The sequence below is a fragment of the Pseudomonas sp. B19125 genome (assembly GCF_044218855.1).
Classification (GTDB): domain Bacteria; phylum Pseudomonadota; class Gammaproteobacteria; order Pseudomonadales; family Pseudomonadaceae; genus Aquipseudomonas; species Aquipseudomonas edaphica.
In genome coordinates this window covers 957,686-977,592 of sequence record NZ_CP162589.1, presented here as the reverse complement: position 1 = coordinate 977,592, position 19,907 = coordinate 957,686, and the positions used below count along the sequence as shown (strand labels likewise).

General features: G+C 60.9%; 15 protein-coding genes. 5 read left to right on the top strand and 10 right to left on the bottom strand.

Annotation, left to right across the window (positions count from 1 at the left end; all coding sequences use genetic code 11):
* Nucleotides 1-103 precede the first annotated feature (103 nt).
* The 5 genes from AB4P96_RS04355 to glyA all read right to left on the bottom strand — a co-directional run bounded on the left by AB4P96_RS04355 (nt 104) and on the right by glyA (nt 6,719).
* On the bottom strand, nt 104-736 hold the full coding sequence (locus tag AB4P96_RS04355; protein ID WP_395600535.1) for a sarcosine oxidase subunit gamma: 633 nt from the start codon (nt 734-736) through the stop codon (nt 104-106).
* 124 nt (nt 737-860) lie between these two features.
* A complete protein-coding gene (locus tag AB4P96_RS04350; RefSeq protein ID WP_099550386.1) occupies nt 861-3,878 on the bottom strand; it encodes a sarcosine oxidase subunit alpha in 3,018 nt (1,005 codons plus the stop codon).
* Nucleotides 3,875-4,177, bottom strand: coding sequence for a sarcosine oxidase subunit delta (locus tag AB4P96_RS04345; protein WP_395600534.1), 303 nt, complete (start codon nt 4,175-4,177; stop codon nt 3,875-3,877). The genes AB4P96_RS04350 and AB4P96_RS04345 overlap by 4 nt, the downstream gene beginning before the upstream one ends.
* A gap of 15 nt (nt 4,178-4,192) precedes the next feature.
* Nucleotides 4,193-5,443: a sarcosine oxidase subunit beta gene (locus tag AB4P96_RS04340; protein ID WP_010207084.1), complete on the bottom strand. Its 1,251-nt coding sequence runs from the start codon at nt 5,441-5,443 to the stop codon at nt 4,193-4,195.
* Nucleotides 5,444-5,465: 22 nt separating this feature from the next.
* Nucleotides 5,466-6,719, bottom strand: a complete 1,254-nt coding sequence (glyA, locus tag AB4P96_RS04335) for a serine hydroxymethyltransferase (protein ID WP_099550385.1) — start codon at nt 6,717-6,719, stop codon at nt 5,466-5,468.
* Nucleotides 6,720-7,037: 318 nt separating this feature from the next.
* Between glyA and AB4P96_RS04330 the strand changes: the two genes are divergently transcribed.
* Nucleotides 7,038-8,690: an FAD-dependent oxidoreductase gene (locus tag AB4P96_RS04330; RefSeq protein WP_395600533.1), complete on the top strand. Its 1,653-nt coding sequence runs from the start codon at nt 7,038-7,040 to the stop codon at nt 8,688-8,690.
* Here the strand turns inward: AB4P96_RS04330 and AB4P96_RS04325 are convergent.
* Nucleotides 8,655-9,383 (bottom strand): TraX family protein, encoded by a 729-nt coding sequence (locus AB4P96_RS04325; RefSeq protein ID WP_169987519.1) that lies wholly within the window; start codon nt 9,381-9,383, stop codon nt 8,655-8,657. The genes AB4P96_RS04330 and AB4P96_RS04325 overlap by 36 nt on opposite strands.
* 90 nt (nt 9,384-9,473) lie before the next feature.
* Here AB4P96_RS04325 and AB4P96_RS04320 point away from each other — a divergent pair, with 90 nt between their 5' ends.
* From AB4P96_RS04320 to AB4P96_RS04310, 3 genes are all read left to right on the top strand, one after another.
* The gene (locus AB4P96_RS04320; RefSeq protein WP_017137986.1) at nt 9,474-10,514 is read left to right on the top strand and encodes a low specificity L-threonine aldolase; all 1,041 of its coding nucleotides are present in this window, start codon (nt 9,474-9,476) and stop codon (nt 10,512-10,514) included.
* Between the two features lie 183 nt (nt 10,515-10,697).
* Nucleotides 10,698-10,898, top strand: coding sequence for a hypothetical protein (locus tag AB4P96_RS04315; RefSeq protein ID WP_017137985.1), 201 nt, complete (start codon nt 10,698-10,700; stop codon nt 10,896-10,898).
* 135 nt (nt 10,899-11,033) lie between these two features.
* Nucleotides 11,034-11,567, top strand: coding sequence for a hypothetical protein (locus AB4P96_RS04310; RefSeq protein WP_026013773.1), 534 nt, complete (start codon nt 11,034-11,036; stop codon nt 11,565-11,567).
* Nucleotides 11,568-12,380: 813 nt separating this feature from the next.
* Here the strand turns inward: AB4P96_RS04310 and gbcB are convergent.
* Nucleotides 12,381-13,481 (bottom strand): glycine-betaine demethylase subunit GbcB, encoded by a 1,101-nt coding sequence (gbcB, locus tag AB4P96_RS04305; RefSeq protein ID WP_017139359.1) that lies wholly within the window; start codon nt 13,479-13,481, stop codon nt 12,381-12,383.
* Nucleotides 13,482-13,764: 283 nt separating this feature from the next.
* Between gbcB and gbcA the strand changes: the two genes are divergently transcribed.
* Nucleotides 13,765-15,060, top strand: coding sequence for a glycine-betaine demethylase subunit GbcA (gene gbcA / locus AB4P96_RS04300; protein ID WP_017139360.1), 1,296 nt, complete (start codon nt 13,765-13,767; stop codon nt 15,058-15,060).
* An 828-nt stretch (nt 15,061-15,888) separates the two neighbouring features.
* Here gbcA and AB4P96_RS04295 read toward each other — a convergent pair.
* The 3 genes from AB4P96_RS04295 to dgcB are packed head-to-tail and all read right to left on the bottom strand — an operon-like array spanning nt 15,889 to nt 19,833.
* Entirely contained in the window at nt 15,889-16,659 is a 771-nt protein-coding gene (locus tag AB4P96_RS04295) for an electron transfer flavoprotein subunit beta (protein ID WP_017139361.1), read from the bottom strand.
* 10 nt (nt 16,660-16,669) lie between these two features.
* The gene (locus AB4P96_RS04290; RefSeq protein WP_395600532.1) at nt 16,670-17,890 is read right to left on the bottom strand and encodes an electron transfer flavoprotein subunit alpha/FixB family protein; all 1,221 of its coding nucleotides are present in this window, start codon (nt 17,888-17,890) and stop codon (nt 16,670-16,672) included.
* Entirely contained in the window at nt 17,890-19,833 is a 1,944-nt protein-coding gene (gene dgcB / locus AB4P96_RS04285) for a dimethylglycine demethylation protein DgcB (RefSeq protein WP_395600531.1), read from the bottom strand. The genes AB4P96_RS04290 and dgcB overlap by 1 nt, the downstream gene beginning before the upstream one ends.
* Nucleotides 19,834-19,907 lie beyond the last annotated feature (74 nt).

Here is a 19,907-nt window from a genome sequence, read left to right as displayed (position 1 = left end):
TTCCCACGCTCTGCGTGGGAATGCCGCCATGGACGCTCTGCGTCCCCTCTTGGGACGCGGAGCGTCCCGGGATGCATTCCCACGCAGAGCGTGGGAACGATCGTTATGCAACGACATTCAGGCCAAATTCGGCGGACGCATCCTGCAGCCACAGCCACCAGTAATCCGAGAAGCTGCGACGAATCAGCAGCTCCCAGGTGTCTTCAGCCGTGTGGCGGATCACCAGCTGCGACTTGGCGAACACCGTGCCCACCGCCTTGCCCACCGGGAAGTTATTAGGGTGCACGTCGTAGCTGGTGGACTTCATCAGCACGTCGCGCACGTTCGGGCCGCTGAGTTCGAGGATCTGCTGGCCGCCGCTGACGTTGACGATCTGGATATGCAGCTCACCCAGGGCAGCGCGCAGGTTTTGTTCGGCGGCAAACTCTTCACCGCTTGGCACGATCAACAGCCACTCATCCGGGCCGAGCCATTGCAGGCTGGTTTCGCCTTTGACGATCACTTGCAAGGCGCCAGGCAGTTCGATGCCGAGGGCTTTGTGCACACCGGCGGCGAACGCGGCGTCATGGCCATCGCCACGGATGGTCAGGTGGCCGAGGAGTTTCTTTTCACGCACGGTCACGCCGGCGTTCTTGCGGCGCTTGCCGACCAGGCTGGCGAGGTCGGCATGGTGCAGCGACGACTCGGCCTTGGCGCCGGTGGTGGGGCGTTGTTGGTAAACATTGGCTGCTGTCATAAAGCACCTGTTCTGAATTCTGTGGTGACTGCTCTGGCCTCATCGCGGGCAAGCCCGGCTCCCACAGGGGAACGCATTCCAAATGTGGGAGCTGGCTTGCCTGCGATGCAGGCGACTCGGTCTATCAGATGTTCTGCCGCTCGCCTTTCGGGTCGAAGAACACCGAGGACACAATCTCTGCCTCGATCACGCTGCCATCCGCCTGCGGTGAGAACACTCGCTCACCCATACGCTTCAAGCCGCCCTTGACCACCGCCATCGCAAATGAATAACCCAGCGAGTTGTGCGCATAGCTTGAGGTCACATGGCCGACCATCTTCATCGGGATCGACTGTTTAGGGTCGAACACCAACTGCGCGCCTTCCGGCAGCCATACATTCGGGTCAATCGGCTTCAAGCCCACCAACTGCTTACGTTCTTCACGCACGCAGTCTTCACGGTTCATCCCGCGCCAGCCGATCCACGAGAACGGTTTGGTACGGCCTACGCACCAGCCCATGTTCAGGTCGTCCGGGGTCATCGAGCCGTCGGTGTCTTGCCCGACGATGATGAAACCCTTCTCGGCGCGCAGTACGTGCATGGTCTCGGTGCCGTAAGGCGTCAGGTTGTACTTCTTGCCGGCCGCAACGATCTGTTCGAGCACGCCCATGGCGTAGTCGGCCTGCACGTTGACTTCGTACGACAGCTCGCCGGTAAACGAGATACGGAACACCCGCGCCGGTACGCCGCCAACCAGGCCTTCCTTCCAGGTCATGAACGGGAAACCGTCCTTATCCAGGTCGATGTCGGTGACTTCGGCCAGCAGTTTGCGGCTGTTGGGGCCGGACAAGGTCATGGTCGCCCAGTGGTCGGTGACCGAGGTGAAGTACACCTTGAGGTCTGGCCACTCGGTCTGCTGGTAGATTTCCAGCCACTGCAGCACGCGGGCGGCGCCGCCGGTGGTGGTGGTCATCAGGAAGTGGTTGTCGGCGAGACAGGCGGTGACGCCGTCGTCGAAGACCATGCCGTCTTCCTTGCACATCAGGCCGTAGCGGGCCTTGCCCACGTCGAGCTTGGTCCAGGCGTTGCTGTAGATGCGGTTGAGGAACTCGCGGGCATCCGGGCCTTGAATATCGATCTTGCCGAGGGTGGACGCATCCAGCAGGCCGACGCTGTCGCGTACCGCCAGGCATTCGCGCTTCACGGCGGCGTGCAGGTCTTCACCGTTACGCGGGAAGTACCAAGGGCGTTTCCATTGGCCGACATCTTCAAACTCGGCGCCGTTTTTAACGTGCCAGGCTTGCAGCGCGGTGTAGCGCACCGGCTCAAAAATGTGCCCACAGTGACGGCCCGCCACGGCGCCGAAGGTCACCGGCGTGTAGTTGGGGCGGAACATCGTGGTGCCCATCTGCGGGATGGTCACGTTCAGCGAGCGGGCCGCAATGGCCAGGCCGTTGACGTTGCCGAGCTTGCCCTGATCGGTGCCGAAGCCCAGCGCGGTGTAGCGCTTGACGTGCTCGACCGACTCGAACCCTTCGCGGGTCGCCAGCTCAATGGCGGCAGCGGTGACGTCGTTTTGCAGGTCGACAAATTGCTTCGGCGCCCGTGCGGTCGGCTTGTCATGGGGCACCTGGTAAATGCCCAGGGTTGGCTCTTCCAGACGGCTCAAGGCTTTTGGCAGCGTGCCTTCCACCGGTGCAAACCCGGCTTCGCTGGCTGCGCGCACGCCGCCTTCAAAACCATCGGCCAGGGAATCGCCGAGGCCGTAGACGCCATTGATACCGCCGACGCACACACGTTTTTGCGGGGCTTCGCCTGGCACAAAACCGAGGATGTCTTCACGCCAGGTCGGCTTGCCGCCCAGGTGCGAAGCCAGGTGAACCACTGGGCTGTAGCCGCCGGAGCTGGCCACCAGGTCGCAGTCCAGCCACTCGCCGGGGCTGGTGACTTTGTGTGCTTTGACGTCAATCGCCGCCACGCGTGCAGCGGTCACGTGCTTGCTGCCACGGGCTTCGATCACGGCGCTGCCGGTGAGGATGCGAATACCTTTGGCGCGGGCTTCTTCCACCAGGGCGCCGCGTGGGTTGTGACGCACATCAGCCACGGCGACCACTTGCAGGCCCGCATCAAGCCAGTCCAGCGCGACGCGGTAGGCGTGGTCGTTGTTGGTCGACAGCACCAGTTTTTTGCCGGGTGCCACGCCGTAGCGGCGCACGTAGGTAGAGACTGCACCGGCGAGCATATTGCCCGGCACGTCGTTGTTGCCGTACACCAACGGACGCTCGCACGCACCGGTCGCCAGCACCACGCGCTTGGCACGCACACGGTGGATGCGCTGGCGCACCTGGCCAATCGGCGCACGGTCACCGAGGTGGTCGGTGAGGCGTTCGTGAATGGTCAGGAAGTTGTGGTCGTGGTAGCCATTGACGGTGGCACGCGGCAGCAACACCACGTCCGGCAGGGCTTTGAGTTCCGCGATCACGCTGGCAACCCATTCGGTCGCCGGCTTGCCGTCGAGGCTTTCGCGTGAGTCCAGCAAGGAGCCGCCGAATTCTTCCTGTTCGTCAGCAATAATCACGCGGGCACCGCTGCGCGCAGCGGCCAATGCCGCGGCCAGGCCAGCAGGGCCGGCACCCACAATCAGCACGTCGCAATGACGGTTGAAGTTGTCGTAGGTGTCCGGGTCATTCTCGGTCGGCGAGCGGCCAAGGCCCGCAGCCTTACGAATGTACTTCTCGTAAGTCATCCAGAACGATTGCGGGTACATGAAGGTTTTGTAGTAGAAACCCGGCGGCATCAGCTTGCCGCCGACTTTGCCAAGAATGCCCATCACGTCATTGTTAACGTTCGGCCAGCCGTTAGTGCTGGTGGCGACCAAACCCTGGTACAGCGCCTGTTGCGTGGCGCGCACGTTGGGAATCTGGGTGGCTTCAGTGGCGCCGATCTGCAGCACCGCGTTCGGCTCTTCGGCGCCCGCTGCAAAGATGCCGCGCGGGCGCGAGTACTTGAAGCTGCGGCCGATGATGTCGACGCCGTTGGCCAGCAGGGCTGCGGCCAGGGTATCGCCCTCAAAGCCCTTGTAGCTCTGGCCGTTGAAGGTAAACGTCAGGGCTTTGTTGCGGTCGATGCGGCCACCGTTGGACAGGCGATTGATCTGGCTCATACCTTCTCTCCAGTAGCCTTGGCGGTGAATTGCGGCTTGGTGCCGATCTTGTAGGTTTCAAGAATTTCGTAGGTCAGGGTGTCGCGGGTGGCGTTGAAGTACTGACGGCAACCGGCGGCATGGATCCACAGCTCGTGATGCAGCCCGCGTGGGTTGTCACGGAAGAACATGTAGTCGCCCCACTCTTCATCGGTGCAGGCGTTCGGGTCCAGCGGGCGCGGGATGTGCGCTTGGCCGGACGCGTGGAATTCCTCTTCGGAGCGCAGTTCGCCACAGTGAGGACAGAAGATATGCAACATAGGGAATTTCTCCTGTTAGTGGGCGACGGCCGCAGCGCCGTGTTCGTCGATCAACGCACCGTTGTGGAAACGGTCGATGGAGAATGGCGCTGCCAATGGGTGCATTTCACCCTTGGCGAGGCTGGCGGCAAACACGTTGCCTGAGCCTGGAGTGGCTTTAAAACCGCCGGTGCCCCAGCCGCAGTTGAAGAACATGTTCGGCACCGGGGTTTTGGAGATGATCGGGCAGGCGTCCGGCGTGGTGTCGACGATGCCGCCCCACTGGCGGTTCATGCGCACCCGCGACAGCACCGGGAACATCTCGACGATGGCCTGGATGGTGTGTTCGATTACCGGGTACGAGCCGCGCTGGCCGTAGCCGTTGTAGCCGTCGATACCGGCGCCGATCACCAGGTCGCCCTTGTCGGACTGGCTGATGTAACCGTGCACGGCGTTGGACATGATCACGCTGTCGATAATCGGCTTGATCGGCTCGGACACCAGCGCTTGCAGCGGGTGGGATTCGATTGGCAGGCGGAAGCCGGCGAGCGAGGCCATGTGCCCGGAGTTACCGGCAGTGACCACACCGACGCGCTTGGCGCCGATGAAACCCTTGTTGGTTTCGACGCCAATGCACACGCCGTTTTCCTTGCGAAAGCCGATCACTTCGGTCTGCTGGATCAGGTCCACGCCGAGTGCGTCAGCGGCGCGCGCGAAGCCCCAGGCCACGGCATCGTGGCGGGCTACGCCGCCGCGCCGTTGCACGGTGGCGCCGAGTACCGGGTAGCGGGTGTTTTTTGAGCAGTCGAGGTACGGGATCTCGTCGGCCACTTGTTTGGCGTTGAGCAACTCGCCGTCCACGCCGTTGAGGCGGTTGGCGCTCACGCGACGCTCGGAGTCCCGGATGTCTTGCAGGGTGTGGCACAGGTTGTAGACGCCACGCTGGGAGAACATCACGTTGTAGTTCAGGTCCTGGGACAGGCCTTCCCACAGTTTCATCGCGTGTTCGTACAGGTGCGCCGACTCGTCCCACAGGTAGTTGGAACGCACGATGGTGGTGTTGCGCGCGGTGTTACCGCCGCCCAGCCAGCCTTTCTCGACCACGGCCACGTTGGTGATGCCGTGCTCTTTGGCCAAATAGTAAGCCGTCGCCAGACCATGCCCGCCGCCGCCGACAATAACCACGTCGTAGACCTTTTTCGGTGTGGGCGTGCGCCACATCTTCTGCCAGTTTTCGTGGTGGCTGAGTGAGTGCTTGAAGAGGCCGAAGCCCGAGTAGCGTTGCATAGTCATTACTCCAAAACCGCGCTCAGCGATAAACCGGGAAATCAGCGCACAGGGCAGACACGTGCTTGGCCACGTTGGCCTCGACATCGGCGTCGCCGAGGTTGTCGAGGATGTCGCAGATCCAGCCGGCCAGCTCGATGCATTGCGGCACCTTGAAACCCCGCGTGGTCACCGCCGGGGTACCGATGCGCAGGCCCGAGGTCACGAACGGCGACTGCGGGTCATTCGGCACGGCGTTCTTGTTGACGGTGATGTGGGCGCGGCCGAGGGCAGCGTCCGCGTCTTTGCCGGTGAGGCCCTGGCGGATCAGGCTAACCAGGAACAGGTGGTTATCGGTGCCGCCGGACACCACGTCGTAGCCGCGCTTGATAAACACGTCTGCCATGGCCTGGGCGTTGTCGATCACCTGTTGTTGGTAAGCCTTGAAACCGGGCTCCAGCGCTTCCTTGAAGCACACGGCCTTGCCGGCGATAACGTGCATCAGCGGGCCGCCCTGGGCGCCGGGGAACACGGCAGCGTTGAGTTTCTTCTCGATGGCTTCGTTGGCCTTGGCCAGGATCAAACCGCCACGTGGGCCGCGCAGGGTTTTGTGGGTGGTGGTGGTGACCACATCGGCGTAAGGCAGCGGGTTCGGGTACAGGCCCGCGGCAACCAGGCCGGCGACGTGGGCCATGTCGACGAACAGCAGTGCGCCAACCTTGTCGGCGATCTGACGGAAGCGCGGGAAATCGAGGGTCTTGGAGTAAGCGGAGAAACCGGCCACGATCATTTTCGGCTGGCATTCGACGGCCAGGCGCTCAACTTCGTCATAGTCGATCAAACCGGTATCGGTGTTGATGCCGTACTGCACGGCGTTGTACAGCTTGCCCGAGGACGACACTTTGGCGCCGTGGGTCAAGTGGCCGCCGTGGGCCAGGCTCATGCCCAGGATGGTGTCACCGGCATTGATCAGCGCCAGGTACACCGCGCTGTTGGCGGACGAACCGGAGTGTGGCTGCACGTTGGCGTAATCAGCGCCGAACAGTTGTTTGGCGCGCTCGATGGCCAGGGCTTCAACCTTGTCCACATGCTCGCAGCCGCCGTAGTAGCGCTTGCCTGGGTAGCCTTCGGCGTATTTGTTGGTGAGGCCGCTGCCCTGGGCTTCCATGACGCGTTTGCTGGTGTAGTTCTCTGACGCGATCAGCTCGATATGGTCTTCCTGACGCTGCTCCTCGGCATTCATCGCCGCCAGCAATGCGTCGTCATACCCTTGGATCTGGTCTTTTTTGCTGAACATCGCGTCTCTCCCAGCCTTTCGTATTGTTGAGGCCCTCGCAGGGCCCTTTGATGCGATGGTAGGGCTGGCGCAGCGAGGTCAAATGCCTACGCACGCCACGCAAAGGTGCGTTTACGACATGGCTTCGCGGGTGGGCGATAAAACACGCAGATGGCTCGGGCCGCCTGAAGATTTAGAAACAGAAACCTGACACTTTAAGCCTCACACGCCTGAAAACTTGGCTACGCTTGCCACTCAAACAGCGCCAGCTCATGTATTCGACGCTTTCACTGTTCAGTCCAACAGATTGAACGCCCTACACCGTTGAGGAACGCGGGCATGGCGCTCGACTCTTCGCCCAACCTGGCTACGCCGCTGACGCAAAGCGTTACACCTGCACGGTGCGCGTGGTGCCTTCCCGATGCGAGCGCAGGGATATTCGCGCCAGGCTGGGATGTTGGCCTTGTGACGACTGACCCCGAATTGGGCAGCGTGGCGCACCTGGAAGCCTACAGGCTGGGCAGCCCATTCCCCGAGGATGCCAAGCTCTGCGCAGCGTTGAGTTCATTCTGGCCTGCAGTTGCATCAGACTCAGCACAAGCCTATCCACCAAACGTCGGGGCGGGTCCGACCGTAAAACCAATGCTGGATCAGGAGATCGGCAAAAGTGCCGGTTTCCCGTGGGATGGCGTACCCGCTCCAAAAAAATACGTCGCCAATTACGCGCCCCATAGAGCGTACGAAACTTACTTCTATACCGACTACACAGAGAACGCGCTGAACGGGAAGTTCTCATTGGCACTCACAGGCAAAGTCGACTCGCAGGAATATCAACGGCGAATCGATGCTTTCCGGCGCGTCAAACTTTCATTGAGCACCACACCTGGAAATTGGTTTATCGACACATTCAGCATGGCAACGCCCGACAGCGCAGGCCGCTATGACGTGATCATAATAGGTGCCGGCCCGGCGGGTTGCTCGGCGGCCATTTGCTGCGCTCAACAGGGCTTGAAAGTGGCACTGATTGAGCGCCTGTCTTTTCCGCGCCACCGCCCGGGCGAAACCCTGCACCCCGGCTTAGAGCCTCTGCTTCAGCAACTGGGTGTGGCTGAAAAAATCCGCGGCGACGCCTTCGTCCGGCCTGCGGGTACTTGGGTGAGGTGGGACACTGAACGACACTTTGTGCCTTTCGGGCAAGACCAAAACGGACCTTGGCGGGGGTTTCAGATTCCCCGAGCAATGCTGGACGGGTTGCTGCTGGATCGAGCAGCCGCGTCAGGTGTCCACGTCCTGCAACCCTGCCAGGCAAAGACCGTGTTGCAGATAAGGGATCGAGTGGTGGGCCTCCAGACCCAGGCCGGGCAACTGTTTTGCAGGCACCTTATTGATGCCAGTGGCGCTCACGGTTGGCTGGCTCGCCAATTAAGGCTGACATCGCGTCGCTGCTCGCCCCCGCTGACCGCCGTGTATGGCTATAAGCGAGGAACAGTCCAGGAAAATACGCTCGGCATCTTCGCAGACCCATCGGGCTGGTATTGGACCGCTCATATCGGCCAGCAGCTTTATCACTGGACGAGACTGCGCTTTATGCAAGATAAATCACCGAAGATGGCGGCTGTTCCGGCCTGTTTTGAACACTTACCCTGTGAAGGAACGATCCGGGGGGCAGATGTCACTTGGTCAATCTGTGATCAGGCAGCGGGTAACGGCTATTTCATCATCGGAGACGCAGCCAGCAGGTTGGACCCGGGCGCCTCTCATGGCGTACTCAAGGCGCTGATGTCAGGAATGATGGCTGCGCAATGTATTGCCGACGAAAGCCTCAACCCAACGCACAGGCAGGCTATTTCACTTCAATATTGCCAGTGGCTGCGAGATTGGTTCGAGCGCGACGTACAAAAAATGCGCGATTTCTACGCGGCTCATCCGTTCCCACCTTGTTGGCTCGAGTCGATGTCAGCCAATGGCCTTTCGAACCCCCAACAAAAGTAAAAAATGTAACGGATACAGCGCGTAAGCCCAGCGGCGCATCGCCGGTGGCGAGACGTTTTTGGCGTGTCGCAACAAGACCAAACCCGCCAAGGGCGCAATCAGGCAAGCGGCCAACCCCATAAGCGCCACAGGCGTGCCGCTATTGAGCAGAATCTGCCATTGATTGGCGGCCACGCAGACCAAACCCGGCAACACGCTGAAATACCATGGCCGGTTAAACACCAGCAGCATCGCCAGCGGCAGTAACACACCGAAAAACCCGAACATCAGCTGGGCAGAAAACAGCGCCGCGATGACTAGGGCAATCAGCGCCAATCCTCGATCAAAAAGCACCTTCTGCTGCCATCCTCGGGCAACCAGCAACCCCAGCGCCAACGTCGGCAAGACGTTCAATGTATCGGCATCCTCGATAAACATCCGGTAGGGCACTTCACTGATCACACTGAACAGCAACAGCCAGCCCAGGTAGCGCCACTGGCCCGTGACGGGAGCATTGGCGACCCGGTGCAAATTGGCTGCAATCGCCAGGCAAAACCACGGAAACGCCAGGCGCCCCGGCACGTACAGGCCGTCCAGGCTCAAACCGACATAACGCAAGTGGTCGAGCACCATGCTCAGCAGCGCCAGCCACTTGAGCAGATCCAGTGCGCCATCGCGGACGCGTCCGACAGCCAACGTGTGTGTACCGTGCATAATTCCCCAGTGACTTTGCATTTACAGTGCGTGCGCACCCGCGACAATCTTGGTTACAGTGCGCACCAACATCGACCACAGGAATGGGCCATGACCGACAATAGCCAACAATTCGCCAGCGACAACTATTCCGGCATCTGCCCGGAAGCCTGGGCCGCCATGGAACAAGCCAACCAGGGCCATCAACGCGCCTACGGCGACGATGAGTGGACCCACCGTGCCGCCGACGGTTTCCGCAATTTGTTCGAAACCGACTGTGAAGTGTTCTTCGCCTTCAACGGCACCGCGGCCAACTCCCTGGCGCTGTCTTCGCTGTGCCAGAGCTACCATAGCGTGATTTGCTCGGAAACCGCCCACGTCGAAACCGACGAATGTGGTGCGCCGGAGTTCTTCTCCAACGGCTCCAAGCTGCTCACCGCCCGCACCGAAAACGGCAAGCTGACGCCCGAATCGATCCGCGAGATCGCCCTCAAGCGCCAGGACATCCACTACCCCAAACCGCGCGTGGTCACCCTCACCCAAGCCACGGAAGTGGGCAGCGTGTATACCCCGGAAGAAATCCGCGCCATCAGCGTCACCTGCAAAGAGCTGGGCCTGAACCTGCACATGGACGGCGCGCGCTTCTCCAACGCCTGCGCGTTCCTGGGCTGCTCGCCGGCCGACCTGACCTGGAAAGCCGGTGTGGATGTACTGTGTTTCGGCGGCACCAAAAACGGCATGGCAGTAGGCGAAGCCATCCTGTTCTTCAACCACAAACTGGCTGAAGACTTCGATTACCGCTGCAAACAGGCCGGCCAGTTGGCCTCGAAAATGCGCTTCCTCTCCGCCCCATGGGTGGGCCTGCTGGAAAACGATGCCTGGCTCAAACACGCCCGCCACGCCAACCAATGCGCACAATTGCTCAGCAGCCTGGTGGCGGACATTCCCGGCGTGGAACTGATGTTCCCGGTACAGGCCAACGGCGTGTTCCTGCAACTCTCGGAACCGGCCATCGCAGCGCTGACGGCCAAGGGCTGGCGCTTCTACACATTCATTGGCAAAGGTGGCGCACGGTTCATGTGTGCGTGGGATACCGAAGAAGAACGCGTAAGAGAATTAGCCGCAGACATTAGGGAAGTGATGAACGCTTAAGCCTCACGAATACTGGCGCATTGCCGAGACTGTTATTTGGTATTTCCGACAGCATCACAGTCCACTTTCATCGTCTAGCCTCTTGGAACCCGAAAGGAAAACGCCGCTGCAGCGGCCACCTTTCGGGCACAACTGCCTGCCGAATAATCGGTCGGAAACGGAAATCCAGCAGAGGGTTAGACCATGGAAGTTCAATGCTACAACACTAAAGCGTTGCAGGAAGGCAGTCTCAGCACCACGTTTGTGAGCTGGGATGAGTTCAGGAAACTGGCGAAAGTCGGTGACACCATCAGGGAGCCTTCAAGAACCCTGGTCATCACCGAAAAAACCTTTGAACTGACAGCATCAGGTGAGCAGTTCGCCATACAGATATACGCACGCTAACCAAGCTGACCCGATCGCTCCCACGCTCGCGCGGGCACGATTAACTGAATGTACATGATCGTTCCCACGCTCTGCGTGGGAATGCATCCCCGGACGCTCTGCGTCCAAGCCGCACCCAGATTCAAGGACGAATCCATGGGCAGAAGCCGCTACGTCATCACCGAACCCGAAAAGCCGCACTTCCTCACCTGCACCGTCATGGAGTGGCTACCGCTGTTCACCCGTGACTACATCGTTGGTCATCTTTTGGACTGCTGGCGATATCAACAAAACCACCACGCCCTGAATCTCTTCGGCTACGTCGTTCTCGAAAACCACTTGCACTTCGTCGCTCAGGCTCCCGACCTTGGCAAATGCGTGAGCCAATTCAAATCCTTTACCGCCCGTACCATCATTGATGATTTGCAGCGCCGAGGCGCAGAGCGTTTATTACAACGCCTGCGGTTCAGCAAACGGGCGCACAAGGTAGACCGGGCTTATCAACTTTGGCAGGAAGGCGCACACGCTGAGTTGGTGTACAGCGAGGGGGTGATGCACCAGAAACTTGATTACATTCACCACAACCCGGTGAAACGAGGATATGTGGACCTAGCCGAACACTGGCGGTATTCCAGTGCGCGCAATTACGCAGGGCAGGAAGGGCTCATCGAAATTCAACAGTGGCACTAGTGCCCGTCCCCCCTCTCTGCGTGAGAACGCCTCCTGGGGCGCTCCGCGTCCCGCCCTATGTGCATGGCTTGAATACTGGGCACTTTGTGACGCGGAGCGTCACGGGCTGCATTCCCACGCGGAGCGTGGGAACGATCGGGGACACTCAACCAGCTCGTTCCCACGCTCTGCGTGGGAATGCCTCCAGTGACGCTCCGCGTCCCGCTCTATGCGCATGGCTTGAATACTGGGCACTTTGTGACGCGGAGCTTCACGGGCTGCATTCCCACGCGGAGCGTGGGAACGATCCGGGACACTCAACCAGCTCGTTCCCACGCTCTGCGTGGGAATGTCTCCAGGGACGCTCCGCGTCCCGCCCTATGTGCATGGCTTGAATACTGGGCACTTTGTGACGCGGAGCTTCACGGGCTGCATTCCCACGCGGAGCGTGGGAACGATCCGGGACACTCAACCAGCTCGTTCCCACGCTCTGCGTGGGAATGCCTCCTGGGGCGCTCCGCGTCCCGCTCTATGCGCATGACTTGAATACTGGGCACTTTGTGACGCGGAGCGTCACGGGCTGCATTCCCACGCGGAGCGTGGGAACGATCGGGGACACTCAAACAGCTCGTTCCCACGCTCTGCGTGGGAATGCCTCCTGGGGCGCTCCGCGTCCCGCTCTATGCGCATGACTTGAATACTGGGCACTGTGTGACGCGGAGCGTCACGGGCTGCATTCCCACGCGGAGCGTGGGAATGATCGGGGACACTCAACCAGCTCGTTCCCACGCTCTGCGTGGGAATGCCTCCAGGGACGCTCCGCGTCCCGCCCTATTAGAACTCGATGCGCACGTCGCCCTTCGGCACGCTGCAGCACGACAGGATGTAGCCTTCGGCTTCGTCTTCCTCGGTGATCCCGCCGTTGTGGTCCATCTCGACCTCCCCGCCCAGCTTCATCACCTTGCATGTTCCACAAATGCCCATGCCGCACGCTTTAGGGATCAGCAGGCCAAGCTTGGCCGCGGCTGCGTGCACGGTTTCGCCCGGTGCCACGCGGATGCTTTTGCCGGAGGCGATAAATTCCACTTGATGCAGGTCTGCCAGGTCGATCTCTGGCGCGTCCGCTGCTTGCTCGGCTTGTTCCACCGCATCGGCGCGGGCTTCCGGCGGCGTGGCGCCGAAGGACTCCTCGTGATAGCGCGTCATGTCGAAGCCGGCGGCCTCCAGCAGGCGTTTCACTGCGCTCATGTACGGCGTAGGGCCGCAGCAGAACACTTCGCGCTCAAGGAAGTCCGGCACCATCAATTCCAGCATCTTGTGGTTCAAGTAACCGCGATAACCCGCCCAAGGCTCGCCCAGCCCGTGTTTTTCGCAGATCAGGTGCAGGCTGAAGTTGTCGATCCGCGACGCCATGTGCTCCAGCTCGCGGTGGTAAATGATGTCTTTGGGCGAACGGGCGCTGTGGACAAACGTCATGTCGACATTCGCGTTGGTGTCGTAGAACCAGCGCGCCATGGACATCACCGGCGTGATGCCGACACCGCCACTGAGGTACAGCACTTTGGGGCTTGGGAAGTCGATGGCATTGAACAGCCCGACCGGCCCGTGCACCGCCAGCTCTTGCCCTTCATGCAGGGTGTCGTGCAGCCAGTTGGAAACCCGCCCCCCCGGCACGCGCTTGATGGTCACCGAGAAGCTGTACGGCACCGACGGCGAACTGGAAATGGTGTACGAGCGCATGATCGGCTGGCCTTCGATCTCAAGCTCCAGGGTCACAAACTGCCCCGGCTTGAAAAAGAACAGGATCGGCTGGTCGGCCATGAAGCAAAAGGTGCGCACGTCCCAGGTTTCCTGGATGACTTTGACGCAACGGACGATGTGCCGACCATTGGCCCAGGTCTGGGTGGTTACCGGGTTCAGGAAATTGTTGGACATGCTTGCTCTCCACTGCCGATGCTCGGCTTTATGGTGGCGATTCTGCGTAACGCCGCAACCGCCCATTTACCTATCTGCGACATTCACATACTTATCGCGACCAGCCCCCATACCACGGGGCTTGCGCGTCGGGATCAGAGTGGGCCATGTCGTTAATGGACAAGGTTCGGCGCATCGGCGGCCCCACACTCGCTGCCAACAACTACGCTTTCTTTACGCCTTGCTGCAAAACCTGATCAGCCACTTTCGCCGGCCACACAGAATGGCCATGAGGACACACACGATGGACGTCACCGCAACCTTAAGCTTGGGCGATCCGCTGGAACCCGCACGCAAGGCCACCGCGCAAATGCTGCAAGAGCGCGAGCGCACTTTTTCGCTGCCGCAGCCGTTCTACTCTGATGAGCGGTTGTTTGATATCGACATGCAGGAGATCTTCCAGAAAGAGTGGTTGATCGCCGGCATGACCTGCGAGATCCCCACCAAGGGCAACTACATCACCCTGCAAATAGGCAAGAACCCGATCATCGTGATCCGTGGTGCCGACGGCGTGGTGCATGCCTTCCATAACGTGTGCCGCCACCGGGGCTCGCGCCTGTGCACCAGCGACAAGGGCAAGGTCGCCAAGCTCGTTTGCCACTACCACCAGTGGACCTACGAACTGGACGGCCGCCTGTTGTTCGCCGGCACCGAGATGGGCGCCGACTTCGACATGAAGCAGTACGGCCTGAAGCCTGTGAACGTGAAAACGGCTGGCGGCTACATCTTCATCAGCCTGGCCGAAAACCCGCCGGCCATCGATGACTTCCTGTCGACGCTGAACCACTACATGGAACCCTACGACATGGAGAACACCAAGGTGGCGATTCAAACCACCTTGTTCGAAAAGGCCAACTGGAAGCTGGTGCTGGAAAACAACCGCGAGTGCTACCACTGCAACGCGTCGCACCCGGAACTGCTGAAAACCCTGCTGGAATGGGACGACGTCACCGACCCGCGTGCCGACCAGGCCTTCAAGGACCACGTTGCCGCCTCCGCCGCTGCGTGGGACGCCGAAAAGATCCCTTACGCTCACGCCAGCTTCGGCCTGCGCAACCGCATCGTACGCATGCCGTTGCTCAAAGGCACCGTGTCGATGACCCTGGACGGCAAGCAAGGCTGCGCCAAGCTCATGGGCCGCATCAAGAACCCGGACCTGGGCTCGATGCGCATCCTGCACCTGCCGCATTCGTGGAACCACTGCATGGGCGATCACATCATTGTGTTCACCGTGTGGCCGATCAGCGCCCAGGAAACCATGGTCACCACCAAGTGGATCGTGCACAAGGACGCCGTCGAAGGTGTGGACTACGACGTGGAGCGTATGCGCCAGGTCTGGGACGCCACCAATGACCAGGACCGCCGCCTCGCCGAAGAAAACCAGCGCGGGATCAACTCCACCGCGTACCAGCCAGGGCCGTACTCCAAGACCTATGAGTTTGGTGTGGTGAACTTTGTCGATTGGTACAGCGAGCGTTTGTTGAACAATCTGGGCGCGGCGCCAGCGCCTTACCTTAAGGGTGTAGCGGCGCACGAATAGCTGACACACCAAAGATCAAACTGTGGGAGCTGGCTTGCCTGCTCCCACATGTATTGATCACTGTTCAAATAATGATCACCCCCCTTACAGCCCTTTGCCGATCTACCCTCCAGCCTTCGCCCAACAACTTATCCACAAAGCCACCCACAGCAATTGTGGGCAAGTGTGCCCGGCCCTCTAAATTAACTGAAGAAAATCCGTGACTTATTCAAGTCGTGCGGTTTTAGCCACACCTGATCACTTATTGATCAACCCCTTGAAAGCCTCTTAATACGTGGCCTGCAGCAGTACGCGAACACCTTATCCACAGAAGCACCAACAGACTTTGGGGGCAACTTCGCCGGCGTTGTGGAAAACCGCGTCACCCCTTCACAAATCGGGGCATCCAGGGGTTTCAGCGAGCCAATAAGCCAAATTGATCATATTTTGACCACACCACTGAAAGCCTTTATTTATAAGGCTCACAGCCAGTAGCGAACATCTTATCCACAGAAGCGCCAACAGACTTTGGGGGCAAGTTTGTGCAGGGTTTCAAACTTATCCAGGAAAAAACCCAAGCAAAACCGTCAGTTAGCCTGGTTGTTTTTCGTACAGAGGGCTGCAGGGCTTGATTAGCCGGGGGTGTGGACAACCGCGAACAGGTTATCCACAGGCGGATCAACAGGGATTGTGGGTAATCCGGACGATGCACTGCAAAAACAGTGTGAGGGCGAGTTTTTCTGTGGGAGCTGGCTTGCCTGCGATACAGGCACCTCGGTCCATCAGCCAGACCGAGGTGATGCTATCGCAGGCAAGCCAGCTCCCACACAAGCCAGCTCCCACAGGTAATCAGCGCACCACGCCTTCTTCAATGAGTAGCTTCAGAATCGCTTCCGCGCCCGCCTCGGGGCTAAGACCTTTGAGCACTTGCCCACCGCCGCCGCTGGCCTTGGCGGTCGCCGCCTTCATCCGGTCCGCGCCGCTCTTGGCCTTAATCACCTTGAGGCGCTTGGGCCGGGGCTTGGCCGGTTGCAACACTGCGTCTGCGAGTAACTCGTCCGTCTCGATTTCGACCTCATGGGCCGCCAGTTCACCGCGTTGCGCCGGGCCATAGGCGCTTTGCCGTGGTTTGGGCGCGGCGTTATCCACAGTCGCCAGAAACGGCAGGCGCACCTTCAGGCGCCGCCGCTGCCCGCGCGGCAAGGCTTGCAGCACATGGGCAATGCCGCCATCGATAGATTCCACTTGCGCCAGCCCGACTATCAATGGCCAACCCAATTGCTCGGCCAAAAGAAACGGCAACATGCCTGAGCCTTCGCCGGTTTCCGCCTGGCTGCCGGTGAGCACTACGTGGGCGCCAGTCTCGCGCAGATAATCACTGAGCACCGGCAAGGCGTCGCTGCCCGCCGGTTGTTCCAGCACATGCAATTGCGGCAGGCCCATGCCCAGGTAGCTGCGCAACGTCGGCTCGTTAACGTCACCGGCATGCAACACTTGCAACTTATCCCCAGCCAGCTGCAGGCCCAGCTCGACGGCGCGTGCATCCTGCTCCGCACGGCGTGGGCGGCCGGAGGTCGGGTGGGCGCCGATTGACACCAGGCTGATTACATTCGTGGTCATGGTCATGTCCCTAGGCTGCGTCGCGCTTGGCGCCGTTGCGGTACACCTGCACCGCCTCGATCAAGGCTTGCAGAATCGCGGCGCTTTCGCCGATCACCGACAAGTCGGCACGCTTGATCATGTCGCAGCCAGGGTCGAGGTTGATTGCCACCACCTTGTCGCAGGCACCGATGCCTTGCAGGTGCTGGATCGCCCCGGAAATACCCACAGCCACATACACCCGTGCCGTCACCCAAGTGCCGCTGGCACCGACCTGACGATCACGCGCCATAAAGCCATCATCCACTGCCACCCGTGACGCGCCTTCGGTGGCGCCCAAGGCGGCGGCGGTCTGGTGGAACAGTGCCCAATCTTTTACGCCATTGCCGCCAGAGAAAATAAACTCCGCCTCGGCCATCGGAATCGCCCCTGGGTCCACCGCCACTGCGCCGAGATCCTCGATGCGCGGCAGGCTGCGCGCCAAGGCTGTGGATAACTCCACGGGCAAGACCTCGTGACGGGTTTCGCTGACCGGCTCGGCGCATTCCACCGCTGCCAGAATCAGGCGTGGCAGTGGCCGGGCCAAATCCTCCTGGCCCGCACCGGCGCGACCGATGCACTCGTCGCCCTTGATCTGCCAGACGCGTGTGGCCGGGCGCTCCTTGAGGCTCGCGGCAAAACGCCGGCCCAATTCACCGCCGCCACTGCGGCTGTCGGGCAGCAACCAATGGCGTGGGTTGAACTGGTTATCCACAGCCCGCAGGCCCTGGACGCGTTGCTCCGGTGAATAACCCTCGAATTCGTGGCCTTCCAGCACCAGCAGGCGATCGACGCCCGCCGTGGCAAAAGCACTCTCTTTATGTTCGCCAAACACCACCGCCAGCACTGCACCGTCGCTGCCGGCCAGTTGCCGGGCCAGGCCGAGCAAATCGCGGTCGTGGCTGCTCAGGCGGCCACCAACCATGTCCGGCACCACGTTGATGTAGAACGCCGGCGCTGGCACCTGGTGCAACGGCAACTGCACTTGCACCGCCGCCGTGCGCTTGGCCGCGCCGCCCTGCTGGGCGCCGCTGCGGTCGATACGTTTGATACCGTTGGGGCCGATAAAACCCAAGCCATGTACATTTTTGCGGATGACGCCGTTCGGCCCCATCCAACTGTGTTGCAGCGGCTGCATGGCGGCGTGCAACGGGTGCAGGCGGTTGCGGGCGATCCATTCGGCCCGTGGGTCGCGGCGTATAATGTCGCTCATCAGTGCACCTCCGCAGGTTGACGCTTGATAGGTGCCTTGCCAGGTGCGGCTTCTTCAAGCAACGCGTCGGCGACCAGTTCAGCGATGTCCTTGATCAGGGGGCGTGGCTCGACCACGCCCTCAAGCATCGCGGTGCATTGTGGACAACCCACGGCCACCAGCTCGGCGCCGGTTTCGCGGATGTCATCCATGCGCATATCCGGGATCCGCTGCTTGCCGGGAATATCGGTGATCGGCGCGCCGCCGCCGCCGCCGCAGCAGCGCGAACGGAAACCCGAGCGTTGCATCTCCTTGACCTCAATGCCCAACGCCCGCAGCACTTGGCGAGGCGCCTCGTATTCGCCGTTGTAACGGCCCAGGTAACAAGGGTCGTGGTAGGTCACGCTGTTGCCCTTGTGCTGGCCCAGGTTCAGCGCGCCTTCACCGATCAGCTCGGCCATGAAAGTGCTGTGGTGCTGCACGACATAATTACCGTTGAAGGCGCCGTATTCGTTTTTCAGCACGTGAAAGCTGTGCGGGTCGCAGGTGACGATACGCTTGAAGCTGTACTTGGCCAGGGTCTGGATGTTGCGTGTGGCGAGCAATTGGAACGTGGCCTCATCACCCAGGCGGCGAGCGACGTCACCGCTGTCGCGCTCCTCCAGGCCCAGTACTGCAAAATCGACCTTGGCCGCTTTCAGCACTTTGACGAAGGCGCGCAAGGTGCGTTGGTTGCGCATGTCGAAAGCGCCGTCGCCGACCCAGAACAGCACGTCGCTGCTGCCTTTTTCGCTGAGCAACGGCAAGTTCAGGTCCGCTGCCCAGTTGAGGCGACCGCCCGGTGCGAAGCCGCCGGGGTTGTCGGTGGCGATCAGGTTTTCCAGGACTTCGGCGCCCTTGTTCGGCGTGGCACCTTTTTCCAGGGTGAGGTGGCGGCGCATGTCGACGATGGCGTCGACGTGCTCGATCATCATCGGGCACTCTTCCACGCAGGCGCGGCAGGTGGTGCACGACCACAGGGTTTCGGCATCAACCAAGCCGTTGACGATCGGCTGGTGCGGGTTGCCGCCGTGCTCGCCAATCGGTTTACCTGGATAAGGGCTGCCGGCGAACTTGGCATCGGTGCCACCGGCCAGGCCGACGACCATGTCCTGAATGAGTTTTTTCGGGTTCAGCGGCTGGCCGGCGGCGAACGCCGGGCACGCCGCTTCGCACTTGCCGCACTGCACGCAGGCGTCGAAGCCGAGCAGTTGGTTCCAGGTGAAATCCTTGGGTTTTTCCACGCCCAATGGCGCGGTTTTATCGCTGAGGTCGAGCGGCTTCAAACCTGTAGAGCGGCCGCCACCAAAACGCTCGGCGCGGCGGTGCCAGGCCAAGTGCAGGGCACCGGCGAAGGCGTGCTTCATCGGCCCGCCCCAGGTCATGCCGAAGAACATTTCGCTTACGCCCCACAGCACGCCCAGGCTCAAGAGCGCGGCGAGCAGCCAGCCGCCGAAGTCGGCGGGCAGAATCCCGGCCACCGGCAAGGTCACCAGGAAGAAGCTGACCGAGAACGCCATCAGGCTTTTCGGCAGGCGCATCCACGGGCCTTTCGACAGGCGTGATGGCGGGTTGCGCCGACGTAAATAGACGAAGGTGGCGCCGACAAACATCAGCACCGAGGCCAGCAGCAAGGCATAGCCGAGGATACGGTTATGCAGGCCAAAACCGTGCACCAAAATGGCCAGCAACGCCGACAGCACAAAGCCCAGGGCGGTGGCGACGTGGGTGTTGGCGATGTATTTGTCGCGGGCGACCACGTGGTGCAGGTCGACCATGTAGCGCTTGGGCATGGCCAGCAGGCCGCCCAGCAAGTCAACCTTGGAAGCACGCCCACGGCGCCACATGTTCACCCGGCGCAGGGCGCCTAGGGCGGCGAGGCCGATGGCTGCAAACAAGAGAATAGGAAGCAAGGTGTTCAACATGGTGAAGCTCCCAAAGACCACACAGGTCTTGCATGGGAACCGGATAAAGGTGGGAGCTGGCTTGCCTGCGATGG